This is a genomic window from Streptomyces coerulescens, from assembly GCF_042657965.1.
GTDB lineage: Bacteria > Actinomycetota > Actinomycetes > Streptomycetales > Streptomycetaceae > Streptomyces > Streptomyces coerulescens.
The window spans coordinates 1-12,595 of sequence record NZ_JBHSKM010000021.1; the positions used below are offsets into that span (position 1 = coordinate 1).

Here is a 12,595-nt window from a genome sequence, read left to right on the forward strand (position 1 = left end):
ACCCGCAGCACGACCTTCCCGACGTGCTTCGCCTGCCCCAGCAGACGCAGCGCCTCCGGGGCACGGGAGAGGTCGTACGAGGTCACCTTCACCGGTCGTAGCGTGCCCTGCTCGAACAGCTCCAGCAGCGCCGCGAACATCTCGGCGATCCGGTCCGGACCGGCGTCCATCAGGTCGAACGAGCGGTACGACACCCCGTACTCGGCGCGCACCTCCTCCGCATCACGGATATCGGTCTTGCCCATCTCCACGAACCGGCCACCCGGCCGCACCAACCGCAACGAGGCGTCCACGAACTCACCCGCCAGCGAGTCCAGCACCACATCCACACCCGACCCGAACCGCTCCTCGAACTCCGTCGTCCGAGACGAGGCAATCCGCTCAGCCGCAACCCCCAACCCCCGCACCACCGGCCACTTCGACTCACTCGCCGTCCCATACACCTCAGCACCCAGATGCTGAGCCAACTGCACCGCCGCCATCCCCACACCACCGGCAGCCGAGTGGATCAGCACCGACTCCCCCGCCTGAAGAGCGGCGAGGTCCATAAGGGCGTAATAGGCGGTCAGGAACACGATCGGCACCGACGCCGCCTGCTCGAACGACCACCCCTCCGGCACCCGCGTGACCAGCCGGGCGTCGGTGGTGGCCACTGGCCCGAAGGCTCCGTCCAGCAGACCCATCACCCGGTCGCCGACGGCGAGTCCGGTGACGTCGGGGGCGACCTCGATGACGACGCCCGCACCCTCATGGCCCAGTCGCCCCGCATCCCCCGGATACATGCCAAGGACGTTCAGCACGTCACGGAAGTTCACCCCCGCCGCCCGCACCGCCACCCGCACCTCACCGGCCCGCAACGCACGCGGCTCCTCCGGGACCAGCGCCACACCATCCAGCCGACCCTGAGCCACCACATCCATCCGCCAGCCGGCACTCGCACCCGCACCCGCACGCGCACCCGCACCCGCACCCACACCCACACCCACCGGCGGTACCAGCACCCCGCCCGACGCCATCCGCGCCAGGCGCGGTATCCACATCTGGCCGTTCCGGAGGGCGACTTGGTCCGCATCCGGGTCCGCGGGGAGGGCGTTGACCGGGCCGTCGGCGTCGGTGTCGACGAGGGCGAAGCGGTCCGGGTGCTCGTTCATGGCGGAGCGGAGGAGGCCCCAGACGGCGGCGGCGGATGGGGTGGGGGTCTCGTCGGGGGTCACGGCGACGCCGCCCGAGGTCACGATGACCAGGCGGGAGTCCGCGAACTTCGGTTCGGCGAGCCAGCGTTGCACCACCGTGAGGGTCTCGGCGAGTACGTCCGCGACGGGGCCGTCGGCGACGGGCAGCAGGACCCGGCTCGGGGTCGCGGCGTCGGCGTCGAGGTCGGTGAGCAGGGTGTCCAGGTCGGGGACGACGATGTCGGTCGTCCGGTGTTCGGTGGGCGCCGAGGTGACGGCGGTCCACTCAACTCGGTAGAGGTGCTCGGGGCCTTGGTTCGTTCGCCGAGCGGCGAGTTCCGTGGTGGAGACGGGGCGCAGCAGGAGGGAGTCGACCGTGGCGACCGGGTCGCCGGTCGCGTCGGCGATCCACAGGCCGATCTCGGCTTCGCCGCGCATGCGGAGCCGGGCCCGGACGGACGTGGCACCGACGGCCGTGAGGGTGACGCCGGACCACAGGAAGGGCAGGAGTGCGGTGCGGTCGTCGCCGTCGCGCAGGGCGAGGGCGTGGAGGACGGTGTCGAGGAGCGCGGGGTGGAGGCCGAAGGAGGTGGCTGCGTCGGCGAGGGGTTCGGGGAGAGTGGCCTCGACGTACCAGTCGTCGGCGTCGCGCCAGACGCGGGTGATGCCGCGGAAGGCGGGGCCGTACTGGAGGCCGACGTCGGTGAGGCGTTCGTAGAGCCCGGCGAGGTCGGCCGGTTCGGCGTCGGCGGGCGGCCAGGCGCGCAGGTTCCAGGGGGCGTCGGTCCTGGCGTGGGCGCTGTCGCCCACTGTGCCGGTGGCGTGCAGGGTCCAGGCCTGTTCGACTTCGGCGTCCTCGGTGCGGGAGTAGACGCGCAGGGTGCGGCGGCCGTCGTCGGTGGTGGCGTCGATGACGATCTGGACCTGGGCCGCGCCCTGCTCGGGGAGGATCAGCGGGGCCTGGAGGGTGAGTTCGTCGAGTCGGTCGCAGTCGACGCGCAGGCCTGCCTGGACGGCGAGTTCGACGAGGGCGGTGCCGGGGACGACGGCGAGTCCGCCGACCAGGTGGTCGGCCAGCCAGGGCGTGGTGGCGACGGACAGCCGGGCGGTGAGCAGGACGTTGTCGGAGCCGGCCACGGCGACGGCGGCGCCCAGCAGCGGGTGTCCGGCGACGCCGAGGCCGAGGCCGCGGGCGTCGGTGGCGGGCCGGGTGGCGTCGAGCCAGTAGCGGTCGCGCTGGAACGCGTAGGTGGGCAGGTCGGTGCGGTGGGCGCCGGTGCCGTGGAAGACCGCGGCCCAGTCGGCGGCGGCGCCCCGTACGAACATCTCGGCGAGCGCCGTCAGCACCGATGCGCACTCGTCGCGGCCCTCGCGCAGGGTGGCCACGGCGGTGGTGTCGGGGTCGGCGGTCTGGACGAGGCTGGTGAGGACGGGGTCCGCGCCGATCTCGAGGAAGCGGGTGACGCCGAGTTCGGTGGTCGCGGTGCGGACGGCGGCGTGGAAGCGCACGGCCTCCCGCATCTGCCGTACCCAGTGGTCGGGGCTCGCCCAGTGGTCGCCGTCGGCGGTCCGTCCGGTGAGGGTACTGACGGCGGGGACGACGGGGCGGCGATGGCCGAGGCCCGCGACGGCCTCCGCGAACTCGTCCGTCATGGGAGCCATGAGCGGGGAGTGGAAGGCGTGGCTGACCCGCAGTCGGGTGACGCGCAGGCCGCGTTCGCGGGCCGCTTCCATGACCTGCTCGACGGCATGTTCGGTGCCGGAGACGACCACGGCGCGCGGGCCGTTGACGGCGGCGATGACGGCACCCTGCGCGAGGAGTGCGGTGGCCTCGGTCTCGTCGGTCTCGATCGCGGCCATGGCGCCGCCGTCCGGGAGCGCCTGCATGAGCCGCGCGCGGGCCGCCACCAGCCGTACGGCGTCGGGGAGTTCGAGGGCTCCGGCGGCGTGGGCGGCGACGATCTCACCGATCGAGTGGCCGATGACGACGTCGGGTTCGGCTCCCCAGCCGCGCAGCAGGGCGACCAGGGCCGCCTCGACGGCGAAGATGGCCGTCTGGGCGTAGCCGGTGCGGTCCAGGAGCGCGGCCTCGGGGGTGCCGGGTTCGGCGAAGATCGCGTCGCGCACGGGTGTGTCGAAGCCGGGCGCTCCGGCGAGTTCGGCGTCCAGCAGGGCGCAGATCTCGTCGAAGGCGCGGGCGTACGTGGGATGTGCGGCGTGCAGTTCGCGGCCCATGCCGGGCCGCTGGCTGCCTTGGCCGGTGAACAGCCAGGCGGTACGGCCCTCGGTGACCGTGCCTTTGACGGCGGTCGCGGTGCCGGCGAGGCCGGTGACGGCGTCGAGGGCGGTGCGCAGGGTGTCGTGGTCGGGGCCGAGGAGGACGGCACGGTGTTCGAGGACGGCCCGCCCCGTGGCCAGGCTGTGGCCGATGTCGAGGGCGGAGGCGTGGGATTCGGCGACGTGGGCGGCGAGGCGTTCGGCCGCCGCATCGAGGGCGGGTGCGCTGCGGGCGGTCAGGACCCAGGGGATGTGGGGCAGGGTGTGGCGCGGCTCCTCGGCGGTGCCGTCGGCCGGGGGTTCGGTTTCGCCTTCGGGAGCGGGCCGGGGCTCGTGGGCGGGGGCTTCTTCGAGCACGACATGGGCGTTGGTGCCGCTGATGCCGAAGGAGGACACGGCGGACCTGCGGGGGCGCTCGTCCTCGGGCCAGGGGCGGGTCTCGGTGAGGAGGCGTACGGCGCCCGCCGACCAGTCGACGTGGGAGCTGGGCCGGTCGGCGTGCAGCGTGGGCGGCAGTTGGCGGGCGCGCAGCGCCATGACCATCTTGATGACCCCGGCGGCACCGGCCGCCGCCTGGGTGTGCCCGATGTTGGACTTCACCGAGCCGAGCCAGACGGGGTTCTTCTCGTCCCGTCCCTTGCCGTAGGTGGCGAGCAGGGCCTGCGCCTCGATGGGGTCGCCGAGCCGGGTGCCGGTGCCGTGGGCCTCTACGGCGTCGATGTCGGCCGGGGTGAGGCGGGCGCTCGCGAGGGCCTGGCGGATGACGCGCTGCTGTGCGGGCCCGTTGGGGGCGCTGAGGCCGTTGGAGGCTCCGTCCTGGTTGACGGCGGAGCCCCGGATCACGGCGAGGACGGGGTGGCCGAGGCGCCGGGCGTCGGAGAGGCGCTCCAGGACCAGGACCCCGGCGCCCTCCGCCCATCCGGTGCCGTCGGCGTCGTCGGCGAACGCCTTGCAGCGGCCGTCGCCGGCCAGTCCGCCCTGCCGGGAGAACTCCACGAACGTCGTCGGCGCGGCCATCACCGTCACACCGCCGGCGAGCGCCGTCGCGCACTCGCCGGAGCGCAGGGACTGGCAGGCCAGGTGCAGGGCGACGAGGGAGGAGGAGCAGGCAGTGTCGATGGTGACGGCGGGGCCCTCGAAGCCGAAGACGTAGGCGATGCGGCCGGAGAAGACGCTGCCCGCGTTGCCGTTGGCGAGGAACCCGGCGACGTCCTTCGGCACCTCGTGGAGCCGGGAGGCGTAGTCGTGGTACATGAGCCCGGCGAAGACACCGGTCGCCGTGCCGCGCAGGGACAGCGGGTCGATGCCGGCGCGCTCCAGGGCCTCCCACGACGTCTCCAGCAGCAGCCGCTGCTGCGGGTCCATCGCGAGGGCCTCGCGGGGGCTGATGCCGAACGCCTCCGGGTCGAACTCGGCGGCCTCGTGCAGGAAGCCGCCCTCCCGGGTGGCCGAGGTGCCGGCCGCCCGCTCCGCGTCGGTCGCGAACAGGGCGTCCAGGTCCCAGCCGCGGTCGGTGGGGAACGACGTGATGCCGTCCCCACCACCGCTCACCAGCTCCCACAGGTCCTCCGGCGAGGCGACTCCGCCGGGGAAACGGCAGCCCATGCCGACGATGGCGATCGGCTCGTGGTCCTTCGCGTCGGCCTCGCGCAGACGAAGGTGGGCGTCCTGGGCGTCGGCGATCGCACGCTTGAGGTATTCGCGGAGCTTTTCCTCGTTCGCCATCTGTTCCTTGTCCTTCGAAAGAGCGCGGAGAGCCGCATCAGGGCGCTTGGGGTCCTGCCGAGGGCGGGGTCAGGGCACTCGGCTCGGCGGCCGGGGCGGGGCGGAGCCGGGCGGGGCCGGGCGGGGCGGGACCTGGCTGGGCGGGGTGGAGCCGGGCGGAGCGTGGTGCGGCGGGCCGGTCATTCGGCGACCCAGGGCTTGTCGTCGAGCAGGGCGAAGAGCTCGTCGTCGGTGGCGTCGTCGAGTACGACACGGTTGTCCGCGTCCTGCCCGGCCCCTTCGCCGGCCGCCGACCAGGTGGCGAGCAGTTGCTGGAGCCGGTCGCCGATCGCGGCGCGCACGTCGTCGTCCGCGGCCGGCGCGGTCTCGGCGAGGACCGTGCGCAACTTGTCCAACTCGCCCATGAGGAAGGCGGTGTCACCGTCGTCGGCGGGGGCGAGTTCCGCGCCGAGGTGGTCGCGCAGGGACAGGATGGTCGGGTGGTCGAAGACGAGGGTGGCGGGCAGCTGCAGCCCGGTCACGCCGTTCAGACGGTTACGGAGATCCACGGCCGTCAGCGAGTCGAAGCCCAGCTCCTTGAACGCCCGTGACGCATCGACCGATCCGGCCGAGGCATGGCCCAGTACGCCGGCCACCTCGGCCAGCACCGCGTCCAGCAGCACTCGGTCCCGTTCGACCGAGCCCAGCCCACGCAGCCGCTCCGCGAGACCACCACCATCGACGGCGGCGCCCGAGGCGGCGGTGCCCCGACGCCGCCCCGCCGTCGGCACCAAGTCCCGCAGCACGGACGGCACACGGCCCGCCGAGAGCGCCGAGGTACGCAGGGCGACGGGGACGGCGTTCGGCTCGTTGACGACGAGCGCGGCATCCATCAGCGCCAACGCCTCGCTCGCGGCCAGGGGCGGCAGTCCCCCACGCCGCAACCGCGCGACATCCGCCTGCGGCAGCCGACTCCCCATACCGGCCTCCCACATGCCCCAGGCCAGGGAGACGCCGGGCAGCCCTTGGGCACGTCGGGTGGCCGCGAGGGCGTCGAGGATGTTGTTCGCGGCGGAGTAGGCGGCCTGCCCTGCGTTGCCCACGACACCCGCGAAGGAGGAGAAGAGCACGAAAGCGGAGAGGTCGTGACCGGCGGTCAACTCGTGCAGATGCAGGGCCGATTCGGCCTTCACGGCCATGACTCGGGCCAGTCGCTCGGGCGTCAGGTCGGCGACCAGACCGTCATTCAGCACACCCGCCGCATGCACGACACCCGACAGGTCGACGCCGTCCAGCGCGGCGGCCAGCGCCGCACGGTCCGACACGTCACACGCCCGCACCTCGACCCGGGCACCCAACTCCTCCAACTCGGAGTGGAGTTCAGTGGCTCCGACGGCTTCCAGCCCGCTCCGGGAGACGAGCAGGAGGTCCCGTACGCCGTGGGCGGTGACCAGGTGCCGGGCGACCTCCGCGCCAAGACCACCGGTCCCCCCGGTGATCAGCACTGTCCCGTCGCCGCTCCACGGCGCCGGCACCCGCAGCACGACCTTCCCGACATGCCTGGCCTGCCCCAGCAGCCGTAGCGCCTCCGGAGCCCTGGCCAGGTCGTAGGACGTCACCGTCACCGGCCGCAGCGCACCCTGCTCGAACAGCTCCAGCAGCACCGCCCACATCCCCGCGATCCGCTCCGGACCCGCGTCGAACGTGTCGAACGCCCGGTAAGTGACACCTGGATGGGCGGCCGCCACCTGCTCCGGATCACGTACATCGGCCTTGCCCATCTCCACGAATCGGCCACCGGGCCGCACGAGCCGCAGCGAGGCGTCCACGAACTCACCCGTGAGGGCGTCGAGCACGACATCGACGCCGGACTTGAACCGCTCCTCGAACTCGGTGGTGCGGGAGGAGGCGATCCGCTCGTCGCCGATCCCGAGTTCCCGCAGGACCGGCCACTTCGGCTCGCTCGCCGTCGCATACACCTCGCCGCCGAGGTGCCGGGCGAGCTGCACGGCGGCCATACCGACACCGCCGGCGGCGGCGTGGACCAGCACCGACTCGCCCGCCTGGAGCCCGGCGAGGTCGACCAGAGCGTAGTAGGCGGTCAGGAACACGATCGGCACGGACGCCGCCTGCTCGAACGACCACCCCTCCGGCACCGGCGCCAGCAACCGTGCGTCGGAGACGGCCGACGGACCGAACGCGCCGTCCAGCAGGCCCATCACCCGGTCACCGACCGCCAGGCCGGTCACCTCCGGACCCACTTCCACGACGACACCGGCACCTTCATGGCCCAGCCGCCCCGCGTCCCCGGGATACGTACCCAGGACATTCAGTACGTCCCGGAAGTTGACCCCCGCGGCCCGTACGGCGATTCGTACCTCGCTGGGGCCAAGGGCACGCCGTTCCTCGACGACGGGTGCGACGCCGTCCAGGCGGCCCTGCCGGCCGACCTCCATGCGCCAGGTCTTGCCGGGGGCCACGGCGGGCGGCACGAGGATGCCGCCGGAGGCCATCCGTACCAGTCGCGGTATCCACGCCTCGCCGTCGCGGAGGGCGAGTTGGGGCTCGTCGAGGGAGTCGAGCCGTTCGGCGAGGGTGCGGTACGACTCCGCGGTGCCGTCGACGTCGGCGAGGGCGAGACGGCCGGGGTGCTCACCGATCGCCGACCGGACCAGGCCCCAGGCACCGGCGCCGGACAGGTCCGGGGTGTCGGCGTCGACGCCGGTGCCGGAAGCGGGGGAAGCGTGGTGCAGGGCGACCGCACCGGTGGTCAGGGCCACCAGGGGCGTGTCAGCCCATCGCTCATGTGCGAGCCAGGTCCGCATGGCACCCAGGAGATCAGCAACCGGACTTGGGACTTCACCAGAGTTGGCCGCGACCGCCGGTCCGACGGCCAGTCCGACCGCCACGGGGGCGGCCTCACCGGCCTCCAGGGCAGCGATGAGGTCGTCCAGGTCGGCGTAGTGCTTGCTCGGCACGCCGGACTCACGCCATGCGGCCGTGTCGCGGTCACCGACCACGGCCCAGTGGCCGGTGCGAGCGGTTTCGGGGCGGTCGGTGGTGGGCGCCGGCACCCAGTCGAGCCGGAACAGCCCGTCCGGGCCGGTGGCCGCCCACGTCAGGTCGGCCGCCGAAACGGGCCGCAGCACCAGCGAGTCGACGACGGCCACAGGTGCGCCGGCTGCGTCCGCGACATGCAGCGCGTACGTGTCGGCTCCACGCGGACTGAGCCGGGCCCGTACGACGCGGGCGCCGACGGAGTGGAAGGCAGCACCCGACCACAGGAACGGCAGCAGTGCCCCCTGCCCCTCCCCTGCGTGCAGAGCGAGGGCGTGCAGCACGCTGTCGAGGAGCGCCGGATGGAGCCCGAAGGCCGCGGCCTCGCCCGTGGCCGACTCGGGGAGCGCCGCTTCGACGAGCAGGTCGTCGCCGGAGGTCCAGGCACGGGCCAGGCCACGGAAGGTGGAGCCGTAGGAGAGTCCGGACTGGTGGAGTCGCTCGTAGAGGCCGTCGAGGGTGAGTTCACGGGCACCGGTGGGCGGCCAGGTGCGCAGTTCGGGTGCGGCCGGAGGCGTGACCGCCGCGTCGTCCAGGAGACCGGTGGCGTGCGCGGTCCAGGGCTGGTCGGGGGCGGCGTCGTCGGGTCGGGCGTATATGTGGAGGGCCCTGGCTTCGCCTCCGACGCGAGGGGTCCCGGCTTCCGTGGCGTCCGTCGCCGGGGGCTCCACGGTGATCTGGACGGTTACGCCTCCGTCGGCCGGCAGGACGAGCGGCGCCTGAAGGGTGAGCTCGGCAAGACGCCCGCATCCGGCGCGGTCGCCCGCCTGGAGAGCGAGCTCGACGAACGCCGTGCCCGGTACGACTACGTTGCCGGCCACGACATGGTCGGCGAGCCAGGGATGCGTACGGACGGACAGACGGGACGTCAACAGCAGCGTGCCGGACCCGGCCACGGTGACGGCCGCGCCGAGCAGCGGGTGTTCCGCGGGGGCGAGGCCCAGGCCGTGTGCGTCGGCGGCGGCGCGGGCCGGCTCCAGCCAGTAGCGCTGCCGCTGGAAGGCGTACGTCGGCAGCGCCACCCGGCGCGCACCGCTGCCCTCGAACAGGGCCGCCCAGTCGACACGCATCCCCCGGACGAAGAGTTCGGCAAGCGCCGTGAGCAGCGTCTCCGGCTCGGGGCGCCCCTTGCGCAGCACGGAGAAGGACGGCGCGGTCGCCGGGTCGACAAGCCCGCTGAGCACCGGATCGGGGCCGATCTCCAGCAACCGTCCGGCACCCAGCGACCCGGTCGTGGTGACCAGCGCGTCATGGAAGAGGACGGGTCGGCGTACCTGCTCGACCCAGTAGGAGGGGGTCATCCAGTCGGCCTCGCCGACGGTCTCACCGGTGACCGACGAGGCCGCCGCGACCACGGGGCGACGGTAGGTGATCTGCTCGGCGATCGTGGCGAACTCGTCGAGCATCGGCTCCATGAGCGGGGAGTGGAAGGCGTGCGAGACGCGCAGGCGGGTGACGCGTCGACCGCGTTCACGGACCGCCGCCATGACGCGCTCGACGCCGTCCTCGGTGCCGGAGACGACCACGGCGGTCGGTCCGTTGACGACGGCGACCGACACATCCCCCGTCAGGAGGTCGGCGATCTCCGTGGCGTCGGCCTCGACGGCAGCCATCGCGCCACCCTCCGGCAGCGCCTGCATCAGCCTCGCCCGAGCCGCCACCAACCGCACCGCATCCGACAGTTCGAAAACACCCGCCGTGTACGCGGCGGCGTACTCGCCGATGGAATGCCCCAGCACCACATCCGGCGCCGCACCCCACGAACGCAGCAACTCAACCGACGCAACCTGCACCGCGAACAGCGCCGCCTGCGCATAACCGGTACGGTCCACAAGAGCCGCGGCCCCGGAACCGTCCTCCGCGAACAGCACCTCACGCAACGCCAACGGGAAACCGACCGCACCGGACAGCTCCGTCTCCAGCAACGCGACGGTCTCGTCAAAGACGTGAGCGAACTGCGGGTACACCGCGTGCAGTTCACGCCCCATACCAAGACGCTGACTGCCCTGACCGGTGAACATCCACCCCGTACGACCCTCGGTCACCGCCCCGGTCACGACCGCCCCCGACTGCACCGCCTCACCGCCACGCCCGAGAAGAACCGCACGATGTTCCAACACGGCCCGGGACGTAGCCAGTGACAACCCGACGTCCACCGGATCGAGGTCCTGGGCCTCGGCATGCGCCACCAGCCGTGCCGTAGCGGCGTTCAGAGCATCAGCTGTGCGAGCCGATATGGCCCACGGAGTGACCGGAAGGCTGGAAGCGGAATCGGGCTTGCGGGGTTCAGGCGTCGCGGGGGCTTCTTCGAGGATGACGTGGGCGTTGGTCCCGCTGATACCGAAGGACGACACACCCGCCCGGCGCGGACGCTCACCCCGCGGCCACGCCCGCTCCTCCGTGAGCAGTTCCACCGCCCCCGTCGACCAGTCCACGTGCGAGGACGGCTCATCGACATGCAGCGTGCGCGGCAGTACCTCGCGGCGCAGGGCCATGACCATCTTGACGACGCTCGCGACTCCGGCCGCCGCCTGCGCATGCCCGATGTTCGACTTGATCGAGCCGAGGCGGAGCGGTTCGTCGTCGGTGCGGGCCTGACCGTAGGTCGCGAGCAGGGCTTGTGCCTCGATGGGATCGCCGAGCCGGGTGCCCGTGCCGTGTGCCTCGACCGCATCGACCTCGGAGGCGTCAACTCCCGCGGCGGCCAACGCCTGCCGGATCACCCGCTGCTGCGACGGACCGTTCGGCGCGGTCAGTCCATTGGAGGCACCGTCCTGGTTGACGGCACTGCCGCGCACGACCGCCAGCACCGGATGGTTGTTGCGGCGGGCATCGGACAACCGCTCCAGGACGAGTACGCCGCCACCCTCGGCCCAGCCCGTCCCATCGGCGCCGTCGGCGAAGGACTTGCAGCGCCCGTCACCCGCCAGCCCGCCCTGCCGCGCGAACTCCAGGAAGATGCCCGGCGTCGCCATGACGGTGGCACCACCGGCCAGGGCGAGGTCGCACTCCCCCGACCGCAACGCCTGGCAGGCCAGATGCAGAGCCACCAGAGCCGACGAACAGGCGGTGTCGACCGACACCGCAGGCCCCTCCAGTCCGAACACATACGAAAGGCGGCCGGACGCCACGCTGGGTGTGCTGCCCGTCAGCAGATATCCCTCAGTGTTGCCCTGCGGATCGTCGACCGCGCCGCTGCTGTAGCCGTTGGCGGAGACGCCGGCGTAGACGCCCGTCGCGGTTCCGCGCAGCGAGGACGGATCGATCCCGGCGTCCTCCAACGCCTCCCAAGCCGTCTCCAGCAGCAGCCGCTGCTGCGGATCCATCGCCAGAGCCTCACGCGGCGAAATCCCGAACAACTCGGCGTCGAAGAGCGCCGCGCCGTCGAGGAACCCGCCGACGGCGGCCAAGCCCTCCAACAGGACGGGATCCCAGCCACGATCCGTCGGCAGCACGCTCAGCCCGTCCCGCCCCTCCGCGACCAGATCCCACAACCCCTCGGCGGAATCCGCCCCACCCGGGAACCGGCACCCCATCCCCACAATCGCAACCGGCTCATCGACAGCCGTCGTCGCTTGTGCATGCAGTTGCGAGGGGGTCCGCGCGGCGATCTCGCCGAGGACCTGTTCGAGGAGGTAGTCGGTCAGTGAGTTGGGGTTCGGGTGGTCGAATACGAGAGTGGCGGGGAGCGTGATGCCGGTGGCGGCACCGAGGCGGTTGCGCAGGTCGACGGCGGTCAGCGAGTCGAACCCGAGGTCCTTGAAGCTGCGGGCCGCGTCCACGGACGCAGCCGACGCATGGCCGAGCGCCACGGCGACCTGCGCCTGGACCAACTCCAGCACGGCCCTGCGCTGCTCTGCCGGCGCCAGCCCGCCCAGGCGACGTGCCAGCTCACCACCGGATGCGGCGGCAGCGGCGACAGCACGACGACGTGCCCGAAGCGGTACGAGATCGTGCAGAATCGCGGGCAGAGCATTGTGCCCCGCCTCGCCAAGTGCCGAGGTACGCAAGGCTACGGGGACGGCGACAGGTTCGTTCACCAGCAGCGCCGCATCGAGCAGCGCAAGCCCCTCACTCGTCTCCAACGCCGGGAAGCCCTGCCGGGCCATACGCTCCAGCTCGGCCTCGCCCAGGGTGCCGCCCATACCGTCGGCGTTCGCCCACATGCCCCAGGCCAGCGACACGGCCGGCAGACCCTGAGCCCGACGCGCCACCGCCAGACCATCCAGCACGTTGTTCGCCGCCGAATACGCCGCCTGACCGGCATTACCCACCACGCCCGCGAACGACGAGAACAACACGAACGCCGACAGCCCACGATCAGCCGTCAACTCGTGGAGATACAGGGCTGATTCAGCCTTCGCGGCCACCACACGGCTCACACG

Annotated in this window: 1 protein-coding gene and 1 pseudogene; both read right to left on the minus strand. The window is 72.5% G+C overall.

Annotated features, from left to right (window positions below):
* Nucleotides 1–5,156 (minus strand): annotated as a pseudogene (locus ACFPQ9_RS27420) (beta-ketoacyl synthase N-terminal-like domain-containing protein); the annotation flags it as partial.
* Nucleotides 5,157–5,353: 197 nt separating this feature from the next.
* The gene (locus ACFPQ9_RS27425) at nt 5,354–12,592 is read right to left on the minus strand and encodes an SDR family NAD(P)-dependent oxidoreductase (protein WP_380858731.1); all 7,239 of its coding nucleotides are present in this window, start codon (nt 12,590–12,592) and stop codon (nt 5,354–5,356) included.
* Nucleotides 12,593–12,595 lie beyond the last annotated feature (3 nt).